Raw genomic sequence first — 24,497 nt, 5'->3', positions numbered from 1 at the left:
GACTTACCGGAGTTGGAAAAGCATGCAAACGTTTTCGAGATTTCGTTTTTTTCAATTCCCTGTTTCATTCAAGAAAATAAAATTGAATCTTAGGGCACTGAATGCGATCTGTACCTATAAGCCACTATGTCCGAAATCAATATAAAACACCTCGCGAAAATGCTCAATTTGGCCCCATCGACCGTTTCGAGGGCGCTGAATGACAGTTACGAAATTTCGCAGGCAACCAAAGACCGTGTACAGGAGTTGGCAAAATCGCTTCACTACCAACCCAATCCGTTTGCAAGAAGCCTCCGAGCCCAAAAAAGCAAAACGATCGCCGTCATCATTCCCGAGCGTATCAACAACTACTTTTCGCAAGTAATCGAGGGGATTGAATCCATTACCCAGGAATTTGGCTACCACCTGCTTGTGTACAGCACACATGAAAACTTGGATACAGAAAAAAAGATCATTTCCTATCTGGTGAATGGGCGGGCGGATGCCATTGTTATGTCCGTTTCGAGTCAAACAAGGGAGATTGACCATCTTGAAAATGTCTTCCAAAACAAGGTTCCCATTATATTTTTTGACCGGATTTGCAGGGAAATACCGACTACAAAATTCATCACAAACGACTACCAAAGCGGCTACAATGCCACGATGCACTTAATTGAAAAAGGTTGTAAAAAGATCTTTTTTCTGCTTTTGTCCCGAGATATCTCGATTGGAAAGGAGCGACTTCGCGGCTACATAGATGCAGTTAAGGACTCAGGTTTGGCCTTCTCGGAATCTTGGGTGGTACAATGTTCGCAAGATGAGGCACGCAATTTGGCATTGATCAAGCATTTCCTTTATGGGATGGATCGTCCGGATGGGATACTCGCTTCGGTTGAGAAACTGGCAATTTCGACCTATCAAGCAGCCAAGGAGATGCGTTTGAACATGCCCAAGGATTTCAAGATGATTTCCTTTTCAAACATGAAAATTGCGGGCCTACTCAATCCGCCACTTTCGACCATTTCACAGCCGGCATTTCAAGTCGGTGCAGAATGCGCCAAACTGCTGATGCAGAAGCTCACCAAACCAAAGCAGCCGCCCTTGGAAGACCGAGTCATCGAAATTCCCTCAAAAATGGAACTCCGGGAGTCATCAGGGGATTAGATTAATCCATGCAAATGATTTTGGCTATTGCATCACCAAAATATTCATTGCCACATCCTTTGACATAAAGATGGATTTTTTGCCATCGACCAAGATCTCAACAGAGCCGTCAAATTCAACTTTGTCCAAAACCTTAATGCGCGCGCCAATGTACGCGCCAACTTTGTCCAGGTATTTCAGGAATGCGGCACTGCTGTCCTTGACCGCCACAATCTGCCCCGATGCACCTACCTCCAATTCCGAAAGGGGGAACCGAGGACGAGATTTCACTTCGCCAAACTCGTCAGGTATCGGATCTCCGTGGGGGTCAAACTTTGGATAACCCAAATATTCGTCGAGTCGCTGCACAAGGATTTGTGACCGTACATGCTCCAGTTCATCGGCGACCTCGTGCACCTCATCCCAGGAGAATTTCAATTTTTCTACCAAAAAGACTTCCCAAATCCGCTGTTTTCTGATGGTTTGCAGGGCTAGTTTTCTTCCATCTTCAGTCAGGTGGACGCCGTAATATTTCCTGTATTCGATGACGCCTTTTTCACCTAGCTTCTGCATCATATCGGTCACGGAGGCAGGTTTTGTGCGCATCGCATGCGACACATCATTGGTCGCGACACCTTTTTTTCCGCCATCGGATAGGTGATAGATCGCCTTCAGATAATTCTCTTCTGCAAAAGTCAGCACAGGTGGTTCAATTTGGAATTACGGCAAAAATACCATTTTAGACTATACTAAAAAATAATTTTCTTCAACCTAAATCGAGTGTGGATAAGTCAGAATAGATTGTGGGGCACGTTTTAGAATTGGATAAAAATATTTTTTGGAGTGACTAAAAAATGATGCATATAATTGTTTTCCAAATATTTATGAATTTAAAGAGCATTCGAAAACTCGAAATTTCAGGAAGAGATGGCAGTTTCCTTGGTAGCAAACCCAGTTTCCAACGCGGGGTATTTGTGGATATCTTTTTGAACCGAGGATATGGAACTGGCAAAGGCACCATTGGGAAACAGTGCCTTAGAACAGGTGACGCGATCAGAAAGAATTCACAACTATTACGAGTCAAGGATTCACTTCACAAAAGATGCTATTATGTCTAAAAATTCGGTTTCCTGACTTTTCCAAGTAAGACTCACGTCAGGATTTTTAGTGAAAAATGAGCGGTTATCCAATTCAAGAACTACATTCGGAATGCCTGAAAAATCTCGGAAATCAACAGCAAAACCTCCACCAAACGATTTTACGATTTCATCCCACTTTGGATTCGGGCTGAATAGGCAAATTTTTCCAAGCGCCAGTGATTCATACAGCTTGCTTGGAACCTTATCCCGGATGCTTTCGATTTGCCAATAGGGTAACAACACAATGTCTGCTTGATGGTAAGCCTTGAGTATCCGCTCATAGGGAATAGGGCTGGATGCAATTTCCAAAGTCAATCCATCAAAAGGCATCTCTTCTTTCAGCTTTTCCAGGAAGCTTTGCTTCGGGAAGTGTCCGATCACATGGAGTTCACTATTAGGCCTCCGTTTTTTGAATTCCTTAAACCATTGAATTCCGGTCAATGTCCCGTATACCTCTGTAATCGTACCAGAAATTATAAAGCGAAGAGGACGTTCTGTTGAAAGTTGATAGGATTGGATCGATACGACAGGATTAAAAAACCTATTCTCCAATAGCGTGGCGGGCCTAAATTTTGGCAACTCTTCCAAATAACAGCGTTCTGCCAAAAAGAAATGGTCCACAAATGGCCTCGAACATGATTCAAAAATTCCAACAATCTCCTTTGTAATCCACGTTGCAAAGCCGCCAACTGTTCTGTTTTGACTAATATTCAAAATATAATTTTCCTGTACATCGTACACCAATTTGTACTTGAGTATCCACTTCGCCAGGACGGAGACGGGCAAGAGTTCATAAGTGGTGACGATTAGAATTTCAGGCCTGATTTTCCAGATTTTCACCAGAAATGCCCATGAAACCAATAGCCTTTTGGGGTGGGTTCGTCGCTTTGAAAATAAAGTTTGAAAATGGATGTCTCCCTCGGGCGGTTCACTTTTTGAAGAAAATCCTATGATGTTAATCTCGTATTTATTTGTTTCACGCAGCGAAAAACCAAACCTGAAGTAGGCCCGGGGGTCTTTGACTGGTTTCAGGACAGAGGCAATCGCAACGCTGTTTTTTCGCATGTAAAAGTTTCGAATCAACCAAAAATATGGATTTACAATCGATAATTGAAAACGCTTGGGTAAACAGGGATTTACTGAAAGAGAAGGATGTCGAAATCGCCATCAAGACTGTCATCAATGAATTGGACACGGGCATGCTACGTGTGGCCGAGCCTTTGGAAGACGGTTCTTGGAAGGTAAATGACTGGGTCAAAAAGGCCGTAATTCTCTATTTCCCAATCCAAAAAATGCACACAATCGAAGTCGGCCCATTCGAATTCCACGATAAGATGGCTTTGAAAACCAATTACGCCAAGCAAGGTGTTCGGGTCGTTCCCCACGCGGTTGCGCGTTATGGGGCATTCCTTGCAAGTGGTGTGGTGATGATGCCTTCCTACGTAAATATCGGTGCATATGTCGATAGTGGCACGATGGTTGATACGTGGGCAACGGTCGGTTCCTGTGCCCAGATTGGAAAGAATGTCCATCTCAGCGGAGGTGTCGGTATCGGAGGGGTTCTCGAACCTGTCCAAGCTGCACCCGTGATCGTGGAAGATGGTGCATTTATCGGGTCAAGAGCCATTATCGTCGAAGGTGTAAGGATTGGAAAAGAGGCAGTAATCGGAGCCGGGGTCACATTGACGGCGAGTTCAAAGATCATTGATGTGACTGGACACGAGCCTGTAGAGCACAAAGGATATGTTCCGCCACGTTCGGTGGTCATTCCTGGTTCACTGACAAAAAGATTTCCGGCCGGTGAGTTTCAGGTGCCATGTGCCCTCATCATCGGACAGCGAAAAGCTTCAACTGACCTCAAGACTTCCCTCAACGACGCGCTGAGAGAAAACAACGTGGCAGTATAAATATCAAAGAATGAAAGTATCACATTGGGTTTTTGCCGCCCTGATTGGCATCATGAGTTTGGTTTCTTGTTCTGAAAACCTTTCCAATAAAGGGGATCAATTGTACAGTGAGGGAAAATTCCAAGAAGCAGTCATAGAATATGACAACGTCTTGAAAAATAAACCCAAATATGTGAAGGCGCTTTACAACCGTGGTAGGGCCTATGAGGAAATGGGGGATTTTTCCAAAGCGGAGAAGGATTTCTTGGCAGCATATGCGCAGGATAATAAAAATACCCAAGTACTCTTGAGCCTTTCCAACATTTACCAAAAACAAAAAAACCATAACTCAGCACTCCTATATGCGGATGCTGCAACCCAAATACCGGGGGCTCCGGCCATGGCGTTTTTTATGAAAGGCCGCGCACTCCACCAAATCGGAAGCACCGAAGATGCAATGAAGGAATACAGCTTGGCGATTCAGATAGACAAGGATTTTGGTCAAGCCTACTATTACAGGGGCATGCTCAAAATAGCGACGGATCGAAAAAGGTCAGGATGCGAGGATATTCGAGCTGCGATCAAACTTGACTATGCGGATGCTAAACCCGCATTGGAAAAGTATTGTAAGTGATGGCAAAAAAAAGCCTGAATCGTTAAGATTCAGGCTTTTTTAATCAATTGATTTTTTGATACTTATATAATATTAACCAAACTTATGGATGAAGTGAATTTCGCAATTTTTCAAATCCATTGAAGTACCGGGGATTGTTGGAAGATTGGTGGTTGCACAGTTCCTCAGTTGTCAGTCTTCCCTCACCTTTACAGGTTCTGCAATCAGATTTTTCGGTCAGCGTTCCCTCGCATTTTGGACAGGTAACTTTGCCTTTTCCTTCGCATTTGTCGCAGTCATGGTATTCGACGATATTGAAAATATTGCGCACCTTCACGATTCCCGTACCCATACATTTATTGCAGCCGACCATTCCTATTTGGCGACAAAGGCTACAGGTTTGCTGAATTTGCCGGTCACCATGGCAGGTAGGGCAGTACTCGTACCGATATCCGCGACGGTCGCAAAGTCTACATTCTGCTATCGCTGCCAAATGAGATTGAAGCACGGCTTCAAGGTTTTTTGCCTTTTCATAATTGTCACCGCGGAAGCCATTGATTTCGAGATATTTATTTAAAAATGCGGCTGAATTATCGTATTGGCCAAGTTCAAAGAGTGTTTCCGCGAAAAAGTACGGCATCTCCGGAGGAATCGCCAATCCATTTTCGATGATTTGTCTGAAGTAACTGTTGGCTTTTTCAAAATTCCCCTTTTCCATTTCCGCAAGTGCGCTGTTCATCAAGCGCGTGGAGTTGCCGAGATTTGGCCTCACTTGTGAAAACGCCAAATCAGGGCTACAAAACAGGATAATAGACAATAAGAAATAAACAACGGGTCGGGTAACTCTATGCATGCTAAGCTTTTCCAGCGAGACTGATTTGTCCGAAAATTGAAAGATTTTGTTCACTATTCCTAACCACAGGAAAAATTCCGGTTTTTCAAGATTTTTTTGTTAATTGAGGATAGTTCGGAGAAAAAACGGGCAATTTCACTAGATGGAACCGAGCTTGGTGGATTTTTCATGTAAAAACCAAAAATTAATTATTATGTTACAGGACATCATTAATCAGACGGAAGACGGCTTGCTTTCGGATCTCAAGGGCAAAATCGGCTTGGATGAGGACAAGGCAAAAGAAACATTAAATGTCTCAAAAGACAGCCTGATTTCCTCCTTGGGAAAAGAGGTTGGGTCGGGAAATATCGACGGGATACTCAATATGCTGAATGCAGGACCGGGGGCTCAGAATACCGATTTGTTCAAAAACCTGATGGCGGGACTGAACTCAAGCTATATTTCCAAACTAGGCATAAGTCCTGAAATGGCTTCCAAAATCGGAAATTTGGTCTTGCCAATGATCGTCTCGGCGATTTCGGGATCCAAATCGGGAGAAATCGGGAAAGTCGATCTGATGAAAATGTTGGGCGAGGGATTCGGCGGGTCCCTAATGGGGAAAGCCGGTGACCTACTTAAAGGAGGACTTGGAAATTTGTTTAAATAATCACTTCACGCTTAAATTTAAAAATCATGTCAAAAACAATCACCATGATCGAGGGCATCGGCCCTGCTTACCAAGAAAAACTTGCTGGTGCAGGTATAAAGACCGTAGAAGCTCTTTTGGAAAAAGGTGCCTCAAAAAAGGGAAGGTCGGAAATTGCCGCTGCCAGCGGAATCAGCGAAACATTGATTTTGGATTGGGTAAATATGGCTGATCTGTTCAGGATCAACGGCATTGCCAGCCAATTTGCGGAGCTCTTGAAAGCAGCAGGCGTCGACACGGTCAAAGAATTGAGAACCAGAAACCCAGAAAACCTGCACAAGGCGCTTACCGAGACAAATGATGCTAAAAAGTTGACGAGAGCGGTTCCCGCTTTGTCCCAAGTGGAAGACTTTATCAACCAAGCCAATTCTTTGGAGCCAGTTGTGACACATTGATGATTGAAACCAGGAAAATAATAAAGCCTGAACACCGATTAGAAGTGTTCAGGTTTTTTTATTTTGCTTCCATAATTCCCTTTTTATTCTACGACAATGAGCAAATCAGACGAATTCAAGCAGCACTTAGAGCAGGGTTATACTTTCAAAGGCCCGTCCATTATTCTGGGAACGGGAATCCTCAACAACGAGCCGATCTCCCATGCCCAAGTCAAAATTCCGCTGAAAACCCTCAACCGACATGGTTTGATTGCCGGTGCAACGGGTACCGGAAAGACCAAGACGCTGCAAGTGATTGCCGAACAGCTTTCACTCAATGGTGTGCCCTCTGTGCTGATGGATTTGAAGGGTGACCTTTCAGGCATTGCGATGCCAGGTTCCGTTAATCCCCATGTCGAAAAGCGCCGTGACCTAATAGGTATCGACTATGATCCGACCGGACTTCCCGTTGAGTTGATGACCATCAGCCACGAGAATGGCGTGAAGCTTCGGGCAACTGTTTCTGAATTTGGGCCCGTACTTATGTCCCAAATCATGGAATTGAACGATACCCAGCGGGGCGTGATGGCATTGGTGTTTAGATATTGCGACACCCATCATTTGCCTTTGCTTGATCTGAAGGATCTGAAAAAGGTCCTGCAATACGTCACCAATGAGGGCAAAGAGGAAATTACAAAGGAATTTGGTGCAGTATCACCAGCAACGGTAAATACCATCATGCGAAAGATCATTGAACTCGAACAGCAAGGGGCGGAGGATTTTTTTGGGGAACCTTCCTTTGAAGTAGAGGATTTTGTGCGGACGGTGGATGGAAAAGGAGTCGTATCGATCATTAGATTGACCGATATTCAAAACCGCCCGAAATTGTTTTCCACCTTCATGCTTAGCTTGTTGTCGGAGATTTATGAGACATTTCCAGAACAGGGCGACGCGGAGAAACCCAAACTTTGTCTGTTTATTGACGAAGCACATTTGGTTTTTTCCAACGCCTCAAAGGACCTCTTGGAAAAGATCGAAGCAATTGTCAAGCTCATCCGTTCCAAAGGAGTTGGAGTGTTCTTCTGCACCCAAACGCCAACAGACGTTCCGGACAGTGTCTTGGGGCAGTTGGGCTTGAAGGTACAGCATGCATTACGGGCATTTACCGCTAAGGACAGAAAGGATATTTCAAAAACAGCCGAAAACTATCCGATTTCCGCATTTTATAAAACAGACGAGACATTGACCTCTATGGGAATAGGGGAGGCTTTGGTTACGGCATTGAACGAAAAAGGAATTCCAACACCCTTGGCCCATGTGCTGCTGCGTCCTCCTGTATCAAGGATGGATATTTTGAGTGATCAGGAAATCCAAACTTTGGTATCTAAGTCTCCTTTGGTGAGGAAATACAATGTCGAATTGGATCGAGACAGCGCTTTTGAGTTGTTGGAAAAGAAAATCAGCAGGGCAGAGGCTGCTGCTGAACAGGCTTCCGCACCCGTTCCAAAGAAAACCACGTCAGCAAAAACTGCCAAAGAGACATCTCTGATTGATGAACTCAGCAAAAACACAATGGTGAGGCAAATCGGCAGAACTATTTTCAGGGAATTGACGCGGGGAATTTTAGGTTCTTTCTCAGGCAAAAAGCGATAATCCTTGGCCAAGATAAAGATAGGTGTGATTGGTGCGGGTGCGGCGGGATATTTCGCTGCGATTCATGCATCCTCATCCAATTCGGAAGTCACCATTTTGGAAAAAACATCCAAGTCACTCGCCAAGGTGAAAATCTCGGGAGGGGGCAGGTGTAATGTGACCCACGCTGCGTTTGAGATTAGCAAGTTGGCAAAGAACTACCCAAGAGGGGAAAAATTCTTGAAGAAAGTATTTCGGCATTTCGCCGTGAGCGATACGGTCGAATGGTTTGAATCAAGAGGCGTGTCGCTAAAGACTGAGGCTGACGGGCGGATGTTTCCGACCACTGACGATTCCCAAACCATCATCGATGCACTTGAAAAAGAGGCTTCGGAAAAAGGAGTGAAATTGATTTTCAATTTCCCGGTGCAGCAAGTGAAGAGGGTTGCCAAGGGATTTGAAGTTCATGGAAAAGACAACAATTTTGTATTTGACAGACTTATTGTGTGTACAGGTGGGAGCCCAAAAATCGATGGATTTAATTTTATTAAATCATTGGTTACCAATATAATAAATCCAATACCTTCACTATTTACTTTCAATACTCCGACCGAGCCAATTCGCAGATTCATGGGCCTTTCGGTACCTGATGCCCATATTAGATTGGAAGGTACCAAACTTGCCTACCGTGGCCCTTTACTGATTACCCATTGGGGTCTAAGCGGTCCCGCTGTATTGAAGTTATCTGCATTTGGCGCGGATTGGCTTCACGCGCAACAATATGTGGCAAATGCCCATATTCGTTGGCAGGCAGATTGGACGGAAGATTTCCTGGCAGCCCAGATGGGTCAATTCCAACAGAATCATCCAAAAAAGAAAATAAGTGGCAACCCGCTTTTTGGAATTCCTGCGAGGCTTTGGGAACATCTTGTAGAAAAATCAGAAATCTCCGAGGAACTTCTATGGCAAAACCTTCCGAAAAAAAACTTTCACAAACTGCTTCAAAATCTTTTTTGCTATATTGTCCACATAGAGGGCAAGACAACCTTCAAGGATGAGTTTGTGACCGCAGGGGGAGTTGATTTGGCTGAAGTTGACCCAGACACGATGATGAGTCGTACCTGCCCGAACCTTTTCTTTGCCGGAGAGGTTCTCAACATCGACGGAATTACCGGGGGCTTCAACTTCCAAGCTGCCTGGAGTACCGGTTATCTTGCGGGAAAAAGCGCTTTATCAATCTTAATATGTCAACCAATCCACCACCTGTAAACTTCGACCGCGTAGAAGAGATGGCTGAAGGGGATGCTGACTTCAGGGCAGAACTGATTTCCGCACTTTTCAAATCTCTATCGGAATTGAAAGAGAAATACCTAGAGGGTGCCGAGAAGCATGATTTGGAGATCCTCTCTCAAATTCGCCACAAGGTAAAACCCGCTTTGGCATTGTTTGAAATTCAAACGGTCGAGAGTATTATACAGGAAGGAAAACAAATTCTTCAGAACCAGGGTTTTGGCGAGGCTTTCCTGGAGCATTTGGCCCAATTTCTTGACGCTATCGATGATGCCGTTGCGGTTGTTGAAGCAGAATTGGGAAATACTCCGGAAGCATAGTCAGGCAATTTTTTCGACCAAATCGACTAGGCGGTTGGAGTAACCCGCCTCGTTGTCATACCAACCAACCACCTTGACCAAATTTCCCTTTGCAGAAGTCAGGCCAGCATCCAAGATGCAGGAATGTGGATTTCCGATAATATCAATCGAGACAATAGGCGCAGTTTGGTATTCAAGTATACCTTTCAGATTGTTCATCGAAGCGGATATGAATGCGGCATTCACCTCTTCTGTGGTGCATTCTCTTTTCAACAATACAATGAGATCGGTCAGCGAACCATCAGGAACGGGCACACGCATAGCCGAAGCCTCGATCTTGTCTTTCAAATGCGGCAATACGACTTCCATGGCCTTCGCGGCATGGGTGGTCGTCGGGATGATCGAATAGGCCGCGGCACGAGCCCTGCGTAAATCCCGATGTGGCGCGTCATGTAGGTTCTGATCGTTGGTATAGGAATGGACGGTAGAAACGAAGCCTTTTTCGATTCCAAACGCTTCGTCCAATACCTTAACCATAGGCGCAAGACAGTTGGTGGTGCAGGATGCATTCGAAATGATAGTCTCATTTCCAACCAAAATCTGCTCATTGACTCCCAGGACAATGGTAGGAACTTCCGGGCTTGGAGAGGGGGCGGTGATTATCACTTTTTTCGCGCCCGCTTGGAGGTGTGCAGCGGCAGATTCCTTTGACGTGAATTTGCCTGTCGATTCCAAAACGATATCGATATCCAAATCCCTCCATGGGATGATCGCGGGATCCTTTTCCCCAAAAATCTTGACACGCTTACCCCCGACGACAATGTTTTGACCTTCAGCCACAACTGAATCCCTGTATTTCCCATGAATAGAATCGAATTGAAGAAGGTGCGCGAGCGTGGCGGGGTCCGTTAGGTCATTGACTGCAACGAGCTCGAGGTTGGGCCTTTCCAGTAGCAACTTGAAAGTCAGCCTGCCAATGCGGCCACATCCGTTGATAGCAACGCGGGTTTTTTTCATGGTAATCAAAAGGTGATGATCTCGCTGCGAAATTAGATAAAACGCATAGAAGTAATCCCAAATTTTTTCGATTCTGATTCAGCGGGTTGGGACAAAATTCCAAATATTTTTCTGTCTAGTTTTGCAGAAAGCCCGAAAGCCTCTATATTTGCAACACCTTTTGAAAAAGAGGCCCAAAAACCCAAAAATGGTCGGTTCGTCTAGGGGTTAGGACGTATCCCTTTCACGGATAAAACACGGGTTCGATTCCCGTACCGACTACGCAGACACTGATATTTCAGTGTTTTATTTTTGAAAAATGGTCGATTCGTCTAGGGGTTAGGACGTATCCCTTTCACGGATAAAACACGGGTTCGATTCCCGTATCGACTACAACAAATTGATGTTTTTCATCATTCGGATTGCGAAAGCAAGACGAATTTGTTTTATGGTTGTTAGTGGTTAAAGTGAGTGAAAACCCGATCTTCTTAGGTCGGGTTTTTTTCTTTATGGCGAAGTGGGGAAGCGATTATCGCAAAGAAAATAGTGGTGCAAAGAGCGCAGAAAAAGTAAAATCTCGCCAAGACGCTAGGACGCCAAGAAGTGGGTTTCAAAATGCCAAATAGTGTTTTTTCCGTCTCGGAGGTCTTTGGGTGAGATCCATTTCCACAAATGCTCGAAATACTTTCTGGCATCTGCGACTGAACACTGTTTCCTTAGCGTTCTTTGCTCCTTTGCCGTCTTTGCGAGAAACGAACTTTCCTAGGCTACGCCACCTGCTAGAAAGGATACTTATTCAAGTCAATACCCCATAAATAGGGGAGCAGGAAGAGAATAAAACCTGTGATGAGCAAGATCGAAAGGATGTTCATCCAAAAGCCCGCTTTCACCATATCGTTCATCCGCAAATATCCTGAGCCAAATACCACTGCATTGGGAGGTGTCGCAACGGGCAGCATAAATGCACAACTCGCTGCCAAAGTAGCGCCGACCATCAATCCAAAGGGATGCACGCCTAGTGAAGATGCCACCGCGGCCAAAATCGGCAATATCATCGATGCAGTTGCCACGTTTGATGTGACTTCAGTCAGGAAATTGACTGCAGCCACTACAATCAATAAGAACAATCCAAACGCCAGGTAATCCAAGAACACAAACTGACTGCCTATCCAATCCGCCAAGCCGGTGACTTTGAAACCTTCAGCCAAAGCCATACCGCCACCGAAAAGCAAGAGAATTCCCCAAGGAATGCGCTCTGCTGTTTTCCAGTCTAATAGGTTAGTTTTGGGTTTGGAAGAGGGGAGGACGAAAAGAAGGAGCACGCCCACAAAGGCAATAATCGTATCATCCAATGCTGGAAGCCATTGCTGAAGCAAAAACGTCCGTGTAATCCAAGCGATGCTGACAAGTCCAAAGACCATTGATACCCGTTTTTCCTCTATACCCATAGGACCAAGGATATCCAATTGGCGCTTGATTTCCTCCTTGCCACCGGAAATTTGAAGGTCATTCGTCAGCGGGAATCCGACCCTGACCAAATACTGCCAACAAAGCAGAAGCAGGACGACCGAAACCGGAAAACCGAAGATAAACCAATCAAAAAAGCTGATTTCAAAGCCATAAAGCTCCTTGACCAATCCGGCCAAAATAATGTTGGTAGGAGTACCAATCAACGTCGCCATACCGCCAATGGAAGCGCCATAGGCAATGCCCAACATCATCGCCTTACCCAAATAATTGTCAATCAATGGATTGGTAGGGGACTCAGGCGAGAGTTGGTTGACTACGGCCATTGCAATGGGGAGCATCATCAACGACGTCGCGGTGTTGGATATCCACATCGAGATAAAGCCCGTGGCCACCATAAAACCGAGCAATACAAATCGGAGGTTTGTCCCGATCCAGCTGATGATCGTCAAAGCAATGCGCTTGTGCAGGTTCCATTTCTCGATCGTCACAGCAATCATAAACCCGCCCATGTACAGCAAAACCATTGGATGGGAATAGGATGCCGCAGTATCCCCAATCGGCAAGGCACCCAACAACGGCAATAAAACAAGGGGAAGCAGGGAAGTCGCCGCTATCGGGATTGCTTCTGTTATCCACCAGATAGCGATCCAAAGTGCCACCGCAAGCATCGCCTGTGCGCTTGGCGGCAAACTTTCCGACTCGAATCCGAAAAGCACTAGCAAAAACAACAGGGGCCCAAGGAACAATCCGAGCTGTGCGGTATTGATTTTTTTTTGCTGCATTAGTCCATATGAGTCTGAATGTTACCGAAAATTCCATGCTTTAACAATAGCCTAGTGATAAGTGGATGTGCCAAAGGAATCTCATCGATCCAGTGTGGAAGGGAACCAGGAATTTGTACATATTTGAAAAAGTGAATCCTTTACCGTGTTGTTTCAATATTTATTTAACATAATGTAAATTATATAACAAAAGTCAACGAATTGGGCTGATTTGGGTTCCCGTCGTTCGTACCTCGATTTAATGGCTAATACTCCAAAATAAACTTCGACAGATTCTGATGGGAATCCAAGCCAAGTTTCTTACGCAGCCGATAGCGCGACACTTCCACGCCGCGCAGCGTAATGCCCATAAGGTTCGCGATTTCTTTGGTGTCCATATTGAGACGCAGAAATGCGCAGAGTTTTTGTTCTCCAGGCGTCAGGTCCCGGAACTCCGCGGTCAGTCGTGAAAGGAAGTCTCCATGTACGCGGTCAAAGTGATATTCGAATTGCTTCCAGTCCTCATGAACCTTCAGCGTGGAATCGATTTCCTTGAAAATACGCTCCAGTGCAAGTTGCTTGTCTTCAACCTTGTCCGTTTTCGTTGCCACTCGGATTTCCTCTTTGATGTTTTCCATGAACTCGTTTTTCACAACCAAGTTCATTGTCGATGCCGCTAAAAGCGTATTCAAATGCTGCAGTTCGGATTTAGTCTGTTCTTCCTTGACCTGCTGCAGTTCCTTCTGTTTTCTCTCGATCTCCAGTTTTCGTGATTGTTCGAGTTCTGCCTGCTTTCCCCTGTAGTATTGCCGCTGTAGGCGGTACAACAGGTATAAAACCGTCAAGCCTAGCAAAAAATAGATAACCTTCGCAAATACACTTTTATAAAATGGAGGCATCACGATCACTTTGAGTGGCTTGCTTGTAACGATTTCTCCACGCGAACCAAAGGTCTGCACCCGAAATTCATATTCTCCGACTTTCAAGTTGGTGTACTCTTTGACAAATAAATTTGTCCATTCGCCAAAATCCTTGTCAAAACCGCTGAGTTGATACCTGAAATTTTGATTATTGGCATCACCAAAGATGAAGGACTCCATCACAAACTGTAAAACCCGCGTGCCTTCCGTGATCCGAATCGGCTGAATCTCATCAGGCCTCGCACTGAATGGCTTTCGAAAATAGAAAGTGCTGTCGTCTGCGACACTGATGATTTTGTCAATCAAGGGTTCTTTCGCAAAGGATGCCCTGTCTTCCAACCCGGGATCATAGTAGATAAACCCTTCATTTGCGTTGAACAGAACCCCGTTTGTAACGTTCGTGGAAACGCTTAGCAGGTCGTTGTTGAAGGATTGGCGAAGTTGAAACAACGACGATGGCACGTCTACGTAATTTCCCGGCCCAACTTGTTTGAATAGCGCCATGGCGTTTTCAGACTGGACATAGACATTTTTCCGCTTATCCTGCACAAACTGATAAATCCAGTTCCTTCCTACGATTTTGGAAAACACCTGCTCCTCCTCTATCGTGTCGGTTATTTGGTTGAGTTTATAAATCCCTTTGGTTGTACAAACGTAAATTTCATCATCCACCCTACTTAGAAAGACATACTGCTGAATCGGCAGCTGACTAGATTCCGATATCTTTTCGACATCTGCTTCCCTGAGCGTATTGTTCAAACTAATCAGATAGAGGCCTTTGTAATATTGGCCTACCCAGATTCTTCCCTTTACATCTTCTTCGAAAAACCGACTTGATTCATTAAATCCCTTGATTTTTTGGACCTCACGTAATACGCCTTTTTCATCGATCTCAAACAAATGAAGACCTGAGTAAGTACCTCCAATCGCATACTTTGGATTTGCCTGCAAAGGCTTCACCTGCCAAAGCCCGTCACTCTTCAAAATTCTGGTGGCTTTTCCATTTTCCAGCATAAACAAACCGGTATGGTGCCCCGCATACAACTTCTCGTTTATTTGTTGCAGACCATAAGCCGGACCTTCTGTACCTGTAAGAAACATGCTCTCAGCCTTGCCTATCGGTCGAAAGTAAATGCCATTCGATGTAGTGAAATAGATTCCCTCGCCTGTCTCAAAAGCCTCATATCCACTCCCCTCCAAGCCAATATTTTGGTTTATCAGTCTTATTGGAGACCTTATATCTATAAGTGCAATCCCGTTCTGCATACCCACCCATAGGCTGCCGCCGTTATCTTGAAACACCCGGAGACAGGCATTCGACAGCAGACCACCGTCTACTGTGATGTTTTCCAACTGACCAGATTGCATATCAAAAATATACAAGCCAGCACGTTGGGTAGAAATTACGAGGCGCCCGTCTGAGATTTGGGCTACATGGTTGACATATTTTCCCGACAATGCATTTGCGAGATCAGGGAAAATCCCCTTTGAACCCGACGTGTCCAAGAATTCGACTTCACCAGAGTTATAGACGACCACGTACCCCGTTTCTTTTCTCACGACACCTGCCACCACCTGGTTCACCCGTGAATTTCGGCCAAGCGGCATCAATTTGTTTCCGTCAATCTCAAAAAGTTCTCCGGACTGAGACTGGGTAAACAACTTGTTATTGACCAAAAAAGCCCTGTTAAACCCATGTGGATGGCTGATTAAAGAGACACCTTGGCCGTCATAGCGATAGATGCCTTGGAAAGTGCAGAAAAACACATTCGAACCCAAAATGAAAACATCCCACACCTCATCAAAGTCGCGCTCATCTTCCGGAATCTTTTCCAGCAAAGAAACATAACGCCAATCGTCCTCAAAAAAACCGAAATCGCCTTGAGACCCGACGTACAATCGGTCCAATCCCACATCAAATGCCAATGAACGCTGCTTCTTCCCGGTGTTTCGGGCGTAGGTTTTCCATTGATTTCCATTGAAGGACAATACACCAAGATTATTGGCCACAAATAGGTTCAAATCCCTGTTCTGCGCGAAGTCGATATTCTGAATTCCAGCACCATATTCGGCTGGCGTAAAATTCCGAATCGGATATTTTCCCGAAAAGGCATGGGTAGCCGATATCACCGACAGAAATAAGGAAAATACTAGCCAATTCTTCAAAAAAAACCGAGAATCAGAGGTAAATCGTTTTAGTCTTCTTGTTGTAGTACTCATATCTGGCAAATGTATTCAGAAAAATCGATTGCACTGCGCAATTTTAAAGTTTTGTAGTAGTAATGAGAAAGAATTGACGTAGTCTTTTTTTTCTTTTTTTCAGGTTGAATTGGGTAATTACAATCGATTTCGGAAACCGCGCCTACCACGCGGTGCTTCGGATCGGTTACGATTAACACCAAAATAACTATGAAACATATTTACCTTTTGGCGCTTACGCTACTATTTTTTAGGGTGAGCGGTTACGCACAATCTTCCCAGGTGACTGTTGTCCAAGATGACAGCGGGATGAAGCTCCAGGTTAATGGGAAGGATTTCATGGTCAACGGAATGAACTGGGATTATTTTCCGATTGGCACCAATTTCAACTACAGCCTATGGAAACAGCCGGATGACATCATCATGGCTGCCCTGGATGCAGAAATGCCGATGTTGAAAAACATGGGCGTGAATGCGGTCAGGCAATACACCGGCGTTCCGGCGAAATGGATCACATATATATATGAGAAGTATGGGATCTACACCATGCTCAACCACTCCTTCGGGCGATACGGATTGACCCTTGACGGTACTTGGGTTGCCAACACAGAGTACGCGGACCCACGCGTCAGGAAGTTACTGTTGGCGGAAGTGACACAAATGGTAAGCGAGTATCGCGACACTCCGGGTCTCCTACTCTTCCTTCTCGGCAACGAAAACAACTACGGCTTGTTTTGGGAAGGTGCCGAAACCGAGGACATACCTGTTGAAGACAGAAAGTCCACGGTCAGGGCAACTGCCATGTACAAGTTGTTCAATGAAGCGACCTTGGCGATGAAAAGCATTGACTCAAGTCGCCCCATCGCAATCTGTAACGGCGATTTGCTTTTTCTCGAAATCATCAAAGAAGAGTGTAAGGATGTTGACATATTCGGGACCAATATGTACCGAGGCGTGTCTTTCGGTGACGCATTCGAGCGAGTACGCCGAGAACTGAACAAGCCAATTTTGTTCACCGAATTCGGCGCAGATGCCTTTAATGCTGTCGAAAACCGGGAAGACCAAGAGTCCCAAGCGTTTTTTATGGTTGGCAACTGGAAGGAAATCTATGAAAACGCTGCAGGTCTTGGAAAAGCCGGGAATTCATTGGGTGGCTTTACTTTTCAGTTCAGCGACGGATGGTGGAAAACAGGTCAAACCACTGACCTAGACGTGCACAATACGGAAGCTTCTTGGTCGAATGGTGGTTATTTTCACGACTTTGTACAGGGTGAGAATAACATGAACGAAGAATGGTTTGGAATCTGCGCCAAAGGCCCGACAAGTCCCCGCGGTCTTTACACCCTTTATCCGCGAGCTGCCTACTACGCACTGAAGGAAGCTCACAACTTGAATCCATATTTACCGGGAATGACTGCGGAAAACGTAGCAACCCATTTTGCATCGATTCAGGTGATCGATGCAGCCATGAGGGCCCGTAGCGATCAAGCTGCGCTGGCTGGCGAGCAATCCAAGCTACTATCGGTCAGTCAATTGCGCGCTGAATTTACGACTTTCAATACAGGAGGTTACCTGACTACTACCCCAAAATCTCCCGATCCGGACAACGTTACTTTCCCAAACCAGCAGGGCTTTGACCACCTTCAATCCTTTTTTGTGGGAGTAGAAGCAAACCCCACCTCCAATGTCCGCGCAAACGTCGTCATGAACGTTCTCGGTAACGTGGCATTGAATCCAATCGATGAAATTTTCTACGAAAACAGGGGGCGACCTCTCAATATCCAGACCCAAGCGGGTACCCAGGTATTGGAGTCACTCAACAGAGTGGCAATCTACCAGGCCGAGTACACTTGGAATCATAAGATATTTGACCTGAAGGGTTTTTATCGAACAGGCCACTACCATTGGGAATATGAAGGGGACTTTTTCGGACTTTATCCTGAGGCAAATTACGGCCCAAACATAGATATCTATAATGCGCTTGCGCCATCGGGCGTAGAGATCACGGGAAAAAAGGCCCTAAAAGGCGTGAAGGTTGCTTTTGGCCGTGAGCTTTGGTGGGGTGCCAACCCAGCCGTCTTGGTCAAATACCAGCGCAAACTTGGCAAATCAACCGTTATAGGTATTTTCCACGAGGACTTGGATGACCCAGGCCAAGCGATAAGCTCCATCGCAATTCCACAACCTAGAACCCGTCGGGTGACCCTTCAAACAGAAACAAAGCTCTTTGAAAACCTGACACTTCAAGCAGGAGGTATTTGGGGTGGACAACCACTCGTGGGTCGTGAATTCCAAGTCGTCCGCGGTTCGGAAGGGAATTACCAAACATATATCGACCAAATCAATATGGCCGATACATGGGGAGGAAAGGTCAAACTCACCTATGCCGCCGGAAGGATTAACTGGTATGCACAAGCAGCCGCCCAAGGATTGGTAGCTAATGGAGGCGGTGACTATACAACCACATTCACCGGCTGGCAGCTCAAAGACAGCGGAAGCGGCAATAAAAACCTTTTATTGACCGGTTTGACCTATACGATGGGCAAATGGCAGGTAGCACCCAACTTTATGTGGCAAAAACCGCTGGTCGATCCTATATCCAAGGAAATTGGTGGTCCCGCACGCCCAAGGAATATCTTGGACGATCCATTCGTAGTGAGATCCAACAGAGAAACCATTGGTGGTGAACTTCTTTTGTCATTTGATCCTACGCCGGGGACTTTCATGTACGAGTGGGATAATGACCGCGCTGAGGATGCTACGCTCGCGGCTAATTTAGGATTCGTCTATCGCCACTTGCCTACTGTGATGGATGCGGCAATCATTTTCCCTGGAACCGGACGTACACCCGTGGCCGCAGACGGTGCGCCACCTGCTTTGGACCTTTGGGAAGTAAGGAGCCGCATTGTCTCCAAAGTGAATCCGAGGCTCGGCTTTATAGTCAACCTGTATGGTGGAAATGGCCAAGCCAATGGTCCTGACCCGAGAACGGTGGAACGCTTCGGCGGGGATGTCAGAATGATCTACAAGACAATCAAAGTCTCCTCCCATGTCAAATTCAATGATTGGGGACCTTTTGACTTCCACAGGGACTTTAACCTAACGTTCCCACTGCAACTAATGGCAGATATCTCCACATCCGTGGGCAAACAAGAATGGTACATCCTACCAAATACAACCATGGGGATGCGCTTCACTTGGCGTTCTTTGGATCAATACTCGCCCCGTTACAATCCAGCACAAACGGTTGATATCAGCGGCAACGTGGTTCCAGACCCCAAAGCCATCGGTTATCCAAATGGCAACGAATGGGAATTCAGAACTTATATACATATCAACGTTGGGAAGTAGATTATGCTAAAAAGGATGAATACAACGATTATGAAAAACTTTAGATATACATTATTTACACTTCTTGTGTTTGCGTTTTTAGGATGCACGAGAGAGGAGGTAGAGGACCTTCCAAGGGCCAGATTCAGCAGAAACCCTGAAATATTCACTGATACCTTCATTGGTTTAGGGAGTGATTTTTACTTTCCTTATGCAGGCGCAAAACCCGATGTTTTCTCCGTGGATAACCGCGTCGCCTACAAAGGAATATCTTCTATCAGAATCGACGTTCCAAATGCGGATGATCCGGGGGGAAATTTCGCGGGTGCCATATTCAGAATTGACGGCGCTGGCAGGGACTTGCAAGACTTCAATGCACTGACCTTTTATGCCAAGGCGAGTCAGGCTGCAACGATTGCAGAAATAGGATTTGGGCAGGATTTTCTGGGTGATACATACCGCGCGTACATGACAAACGTGGATTTCACCACCCAATGGAAGAAATTCATTATCCCAATTCCTGATCCCTCCAAACTTTTGGAGGAGCGGGGTGTGTTTCAATTTGCCGCAGGAGGAATCGGCCCCGTCGGTCAAGAAGTCGGGTATACTTTTTGGATCGATGAGCTGAGGTTTGAAAAACTTGGAAAAGTTGCCCAACCGCTACCCAGGATCTTCAATGGGGAAAACCCAACGACTTCATCATTCAATGGAGTCACCATCCCCGTCACGGGGACCAACGTTGTCTTCAACGTGGATGGTTTGGATGTATCTGTGAATGCAGCTCCGGCCTATTTCAATTTCCGCTCTTCAAATCCGAGCGTAGCTACGGTAAACAATCTCGGGCAGATTTCTGTCCTCAGCGCCGGCACTACGACAGTCACGGGAACTGTCGGAGGAGGCAGTAACCCCATGAATGCCTTGGGGTCATTGACGGTGAACTCTGCCGGACAATTCAATTCCGCCCCTACCCCGCCAGCGAGAAATCCCGCCAACGTAGTCTCCATCTTCAGCGATGCATACCAAAACGTCCAAGTGGATAATTTCAACGGATTCTTCCAATTCCAGACTACACAGGGAGGCGCAATCAATATCGCAGGCGAAAACATCCTAAGCTACACACAGCTGAATTTTGTGAGTATTAACATGTTTCAGTCGCCTGATGTCAACGCTTCCGCCATGACCCATTTGCATTTGGATGTTAATGTAAGGGAAGCGCTCAATCCAGGAGATTTTTTAAGGGTCGTGATTATTAACAACAACGGGCCAAACGAGACATCGGGATCTGTAAACCTGGTTAGTTACAAGCCTTTGGTAAGGGATAATTGGGTCAGTTATGACATTCCGATCAGTGATTTTGCAGGCTTGGGGGTGCCGAATGACGTCGACCTGATATTCTTCGTGTCAGATGGAACCATTTCCAACATCTATGTGGACAATGTCTATTTCTACAGATGATCCAGTACAAAAAATTAAAATTGAGAAAGATGAAGATCAACATACATAAATTATGCTATCCCTTATTGATGCCAATATTGGTGGGGATACTGTTTTTCGGCTGTGACAATGGCGAAGAAACTCCCGGAAGTGTTTACAAGACCTTGGTGTGGTCTGATGAATTTGATGGCACAACGGGAGATGCGCCAAACCCAGACTTCTGGGCTTATGACATCGGCACCGGCTCCGGCGGATGGGGCAACAATGAACTCCAGTATTACACCAATCGTCCGCAGAATATCTCTTTGGATGGTCGCGGCAACTTGGTGATTACTGCCATCAAAGAGAATTTCCAGGGAAGCGGCTATACCTCTGCCCGTATCAAAACAAAAGGACTAAAAGAGTTCAGGTATGGTCGGATCGAAGCGCGATTGAAGACCCCATTTAGCCAAGGATTGTGGCCGGCATTTTGGATGCTCGGCGCGGATATCGATCAGGTAGGATGGCCCCAGACAGGAGAAATCGATATCATGGAGCTTCGAGGACAGCAGCCACGGGTGGTACATGGATCGATTCATGGCCCAGGATATTCGGGCGGAAATGCGATAACAGAGTCTTTTGAGCTGGTTGATTCCAGATTCGATACAGAATACCATGTTTTTGCCGTGGAATGGGGTCCGGACAACATCGACTTTTTCGTCGACAACAGGCTTTATCAACGGATAACCCCAGAAAGTCTGCCCACAAATGCTGAATGGGTCTTTGACAAGCCATTTTTCATCCTGCTCAACGTCGCCATAGGAGGAAATTTCGTTGGAGCACCCTCTGCGAATTCGAGATTTCCGCAAACGATGATAGTCGATTATGTAAGAGTTTACCAGTGATTTTAGTACAAATAAACCAAAATAATATGTTCAATAAATTCAGAATTACTCAGCTTTTGGGGGCCTTATCGCTTGCTGCGGTTGCGGTCTTCTGGGGGTGTAAGGAAGAGGAAACGATTCCAAAACCTACCGCCAGTTTCACCTATTCAATTGATGCTGATACGGGAGGTGTCGTAACCTTTACGAATACTTCAAAAAATGCCGATTCCTACCAATGGGATTTTGGAGACGGTACTTTTTCGACATTGAAAGATCCAGTAAAAACCTACATGGAAGATGGGGATTACACAGTTTCGCTTGTCGCCACCAATTTGGGGGGATCAACCGAAGCCAAAGAGACTATCTCCATTGAATTGAAAGTGATCATTACCGACGACGAAGCTCCGGTAATCACGCTCTTGGGACCTGCGAGCATAGAGATTGAAATCGGTGAGGATTTCACCGACCCCGGTGCTACCGCAAACGACAACGTAGACGGTGACATCACTGCAAACATTGTAGTGACCGGAACAGTCAATAAAATGAACCCCGGCGAATATGTACTTGCATACAATGTGAGCGATGCGGCCGGAAATGCCGCCACAGAGGTAAAGAGAACTGTAAAAGTAACGTTCGACGACGGCTTGCTGACAAACGGTGATTTCCAAGCGGGTGCTACAGGTTGGATAGGCAATGGTCTAGATGTGAGGGAAGATGGTGGAAACAAGTTCTCATTCTCCAACGTCACCGTCGCTGGAAATCCATTTGATGTAAACGTAAGCCAAGTGCTTCCACTGAGAAATGGAAACAAATACAGGCTCTCATTCAACTCATCTACAGATAAAGCCGCAGGCCGAAAAATAATTGCTGGCATTGGTTTGAACGAAGCACCTTGGACGAATGTGACGCAGGAATTCACCATTACCCAAACTGTCCAAAGATTCACTGCTGAATTTGTTGCCAATTTTGATAGCGACAACAGCCGCGTAATATTTGACCTTGGAGCAGATGTAGGCGTTGTGGTCTTGGATAACGTCTCTCTCGAACTGCTTGAATCAAACACTTCTAAACTTCCATTCAATTTTGAAGACGGTAAGGAAGTATTCTCGGTGTTCAATGGTGCAGCCTTTGAAGTGGCCGCCGATCCGGCGAACGCTTCAAACAAGGCCGGGAAAATCACAAACTCAGGTGCACAATGGGAAGGTGTTGCATTTGCGATGGGAACTGCGGTTAACTTCGCTACGGATAAAGTAATCACGATGAGATTCAACTCATCTAAGGCAAACGTACCGGTATTATTGAAATTCGAAAACGGCACGGCAGACCCGGTAGAGACAGTGGCAACGGCAACCACCACGGGATGGCAAGACCTGACATTCAATTTTAGCGCTGCATCTGCATCCTACAGCACGATGGTCATATTCGTTGATGGTCCAGGAAATACCGCTGGTGCGTTCTACGTCGACGATATCACGCAGAAGAGCGATGGTGGTAGTGGCGGAACTGGCGGCTGCTCCGGTACACCAGTTGCAGCTACAGCGTTCCCGGTTACTTTCGAATCCTGTGAGTCGTTCATCAGCACTTTCAATAATGATGGAAGCATCACAACACAGCTTGCCGAGAATCCATCCAAGACAGGAATCAACACTTCAAACAATGTGCTCAAAGTTGTCAAGGCTACAGGTACCAATAGATGGGCTGGCTTTCAAAATGCATTTCCTGACAAATTTGATGCTACCCAGACTTTAAAATTGAAAGTCTATTCATCAAAGGCCAACGTGGTGATGAGATTCGAATTGAACAGCGAACCACAACCTCCAGGATCTGGAAATCCTCCTCCACAGTTTAGAACCATTGCCCAAGCCAATACTTGGGTTGAGGTTGAGGTGAAGTTTACGGATATCCCAGGAAGCAACACCGGTTTGAATCAATTGGTAATCAAACCAGACAATCCTGATGGTTCAGATGGCGGATTGACTTCATCGACCGAAACCTATTATTTCGATGACATCAGGTTTGAAGGTGGAGGCCCGGGCGGAACAGGAGAAGCATTTTTCTTGGAGGATTTTAACAACGCCACTTCACTTGACAAATGGGCAAGGCTTGCCAATGCTGCAGATAACACGAAAGCAACCGTAACGCACAGCGCAGACGGTGGAGTTGGCGGATCAGGAGCAATTCTGCTCACCCTGACAGATCCAGCGGCAGGCGCGTTTATTTTCAGGTACACCAACGACAATGTCGATTACAAGGGGAATACCAAAATCAGGATAAAGTATGACGCCAAAGTGGTGACCCCGATCGTGGCTTCGGCACTACACATGCAGACTCAAACTCCAAATCCTGGAGGCGGAGTTATCACAACCAACACATTTGATACACAAGGATCAATCAGCACTTCAAACTTCACGACCATTTCCCAAGAGGTAGATGCTATTGATCCCGCTGGTAAGCTTTTCATCATTGACTTCAACTTTGCTACTGGCGGAGGTGGTGCCGGTGCGGTTCTGATTGATAACGTCAGGATAGAAAAACTATAGCCACCACAGAAGTGAAATTTCAATTTACAACGAACCGAGCCCTAAAGCTCGGTTCGTTTTAAGTCCCCCACTTAACCATACCAGCAGTCTT

Annotated in this window: 18 protein-coding genes and 2 tRNA genes; 14 read left to right on the top strand and 6 right to left on the bottom strand. The window is 45.8% G+C overall.

The window, feature by feature from the left end; translation table 11 throughout:
* Positions 1-126: 126 nt before the first annotated feature.
* Positions 127-1,143 carry a LacI family DNA-binding transcriptional regulator gene (locus C943_RS15835; RefSeq protein ID WP_040481003.1) on the top strand — a complete coding sequence of 339 codons (1,017 nt, stop codon included), beginning with the start codon at positions 127-129 and terminating at the stop codon, positions 1,141-1,143.
* Positions 1,144-1,167: 24 nt separating this feature from the next.
* Here C943_RS15835 and C943_RS15830 read toward each other — a convergent pair whose 3' ends face one another.
* Positions 1,168-1,824, bottom strand: coding sequence for a metal-dependent transcriptional regulator (locus C943_RS15830; protein ID WP_008629795.1), 657 nt, complete (start codon positions 1,822-1,824; stop codon positions 1,168-1,170).
* Between the two features lie 386 nt (positions 1,825-2,210).
* Positions 2,211-3,326: a glycosyltransferase gene (locus C943_RS15825; RefSeq protein WP_008629787.1), complete on the bottom strand. Its 1,116-nt coding sequence runs from the start codon at positions 3,324-3,326 to the stop codon at positions 2,211-2,213.
* A gap of 26 nt (positions 3,327-3,352) precedes the next feature.
* Here C943_RS15825 and C943_RS15820 point away from each other — a divergent pair, with 26 nt between their 5' ends.
* Both C943_RS15820 and C943_RS15815 read left to right on the top strand, forming a co-directional pair.
* Positions 3,353-4,168, top strand: coding sequence for a 2,3,4,5-tetrahydropyridine-2,6-dicarboxylate N-succinyltransferase (locus C943_RS15820; protein ID WP_008629785.1), 816 nt, complete (start codon positions 3,353-3,355; stop codon positions 4,166-4,168).
* A gap of 10 nt (positions 4,169-4,178) precedes the next feature.
* Complete coding sequence (locus C943_RS15815) at positions 4,179-4,781, top strand: tetratricopeptide repeat protein (RefSeq protein ID WP_008629783.1); 603 nt, start codon at positions 4,179-4,181, stop codon at positions 4,779-4,781.
* 82 nt (positions 4,782-4,863) lie between these two features.
* Here C943_RS15815 and C943_RS15810 read toward each other — a convergent pair whose 3' ends face one another.
* Positions 4,864-5,613 carry a tetratricopeptide repeat protein gene (locus C943_RS15810; protein ID WP_040481057.1) on the bottom strand — a complete coding sequence of 250 codons (750 nt, stop codon included), beginning with the start codon at positions 5,611-5,613 and terminating at the stop codon, positions 4,864-4,866.
* A gap of 193 nt (positions 5,614-5,806) precedes the next feature.
* Here C943_RS15810 and C943_RS15805 point away from each other — a divergent pair, with 193 nt between their 5' ends.
* From C943_RS15805 to C943_RS15785, 5 genes are all read left to right on the top strand, one after another.
* Positions 5,807-6,259 carry a hypothetical protein gene (locus C943_RS15805; protein WP_008629775.1) on the top strand — a complete coding sequence of 151 codons (453 nt, stop codon included), beginning with the start codon at positions 5,807-5,809 and terminating at the stop codon, positions 6,257-6,259.
* A 26-nt stretch (positions 6,260-6,285) separates the two neighbouring features.
* A complete protein-coding gene (locus C943_RS15800; RefSeq protein WP_040481001.1) occupies positions 6,286-6,693 on the top strand; it encodes a DUF4332 domain-containing protein in 408 nt (135 codons plus the stop codon).
* A 96-nt stretch (positions 6,694-6,789) separates the two neighbouring features.
* Positions 6,790-8,325: a helicase HerA-like domain-containing protein gene (locus tag C943_RS15795; protein WP_008629771.1), complete on the top strand. Its 1,536-nt coding sequence runs from the start codon at positions 6,790-6,792 to the stop codon at positions 8,323-8,325.
* A gap of 12 nt (positions 8,326-8,337) precedes the next feature.
* Positions 8,338-9,573, top strand: coding sequence for a BaiN/RdsA family NAD(P)/FAD-dependent oxidoreductase (locus tag C943_RS15790; RefSeq protein ID WP_051069626.1), 1,236 nt, complete (start codon positions 8,338-8,340; stop codon positions 9,571-9,573).
* Positions 9,549-9,914 (top strand): hypothetical protein, encoded by a 366-nt coding sequence (locus tag C943_RS15785; protein ID WP_008629765.1) that lies wholly within the window; start codon positions 9,549-9,551, stop codon positions 9,912-9,914. Before C943_RS15790 ends, C943_RS15785 begins: the two co-directional genes overlap by 25 nt.
* Here C943_RS15785 and gap read toward each other — a convergent pair whose 3' ends face one another.
* Positions 9,915-10,910, bottom strand: a complete 996-nt coding sequence (gap, locus tag C943_RS15780; RefSeq protein ID WP_040480999.1) for a type I glyceraldehyde-3-phosphate dehydrogenase — start codon at positions 10,908-10,910, stop codon at positions 9,915-9,917. It lies immediately after the preceding gene.
* Between the two features lie 189 nt (positions 10,911-11,099).
* On the opposite strand from gap, the gene C943_RS15775 reads away from it, so the two are divergent.
* Both C943_RS15775 and C943_RS15770 read left to right on the top strand, forming a co-directional pair.
* Positions 11,100-11,171, top strand: a tRNA-Glu gene (locus C943_RS15775).
* Positions 11,172-11,210: 39 nt separating this feature from the next.
* Positions 11,211-11,282 (top strand) — tRNA-Glu (locus C943_RS15770).
* A gap of 386 nt (positions 11,283-11,668) precedes the next feature.
* On the opposite strand, the gene C943_RS15760 is transcribed toward C943_RS15770, so the two are convergent.
* Entirely contained in the window at positions 11,669-13,141 is a 1,473-nt protein-coding gene (locus C943_RS15760; RefSeq protein WP_008629757.1) for an SLC13 family permease, read from the bottom strand.
* A 245-nt stretch (positions 13,142-13,386) separates the two neighbouring features.
* Complete coding sequence (locus C943_RS15755; RefSeq protein WP_169334630.1) at positions 13,387-16,260, bottom strand: ligand-binding sensor domain-containing protein; 2,874 nt, start codon at positions 16,258-16,260, stop codon at positions 13,387-13,389.
* A 189-nt stretch (positions 16,261-16,449) separates the two neighbouring features.
* Here C943_RS15755 and C943_RS15750 point away from each other — a divergent pair, with 189 nt between their 5' ends.
* The 4 genes from C943_RS15750 to C943_RS15735 are packed head-to-tail and all read left to right on the top strand — an operon-like array spanning position 16,450 to position 24,406.
* Positions 16,450-19,590, top strand: a complete 3,141-nt coding sequence (locus C943_RS15750; RefSeq protein ID WP_008629754.1) for a glycoside hydrolase family 2 TIM barrel-domain containing protein — start codon at positions 16,450-16,452, stop codon at positions 19,588-19,590.
* Positions 19,591-19,620: 30 nt separating this feature from the next.
* Positions 19,621-21,024, top strand: coding sequence for an Ig-like domain-containing protein (locus tag C943_RS15745; RefSeq protein WP_008629753.1), 1,404 nt, complete (start codon positions 19,621-19,623; stop codon positions 21,022-21,024).
* 29 nt (positions 21,025-21,053) lie between these two features.
* Complete coding sequence (locus C943_RS15740) at positions 21,054-21,887, top strand: glycoside hydrolase family 16 protein (RefSeq protein WP_008629752.1); 834 nt, start codon at positions 21,054-21,056, stop codon at positions 21,885-21,887.
* A 26-nt stretch (positions 21,888-21,913) separates the two neighbouring features.
* Positions 21,914-24,406, top strand: coding sequence for an immunoglobulin-like domain-containing protein (locus C943_RS15735; RefSeq protein WP_008629751.1), 2,493 nt, complete (start codon positions 21,914-21,916; stop codon positions 24,404-24,406).
* The last annotated feature ends 91 nt before the right edge of the window (positions 24,407-24,497 follow it).

Source organism: Mariniradius saccharolyticus AK6, from assembly GCF_000330725.2.
Taxonomy (GTDB): domain Bacteria; phylum Bacteroidota; class Bacteroidia; order Cytophagales; family Cyclobacteriaceae; genus Mariniradius; species Mariniradius saccharolyticus.
This window is presented reverse-complemented; position numbering and strand designations above follow the sequence as displayed.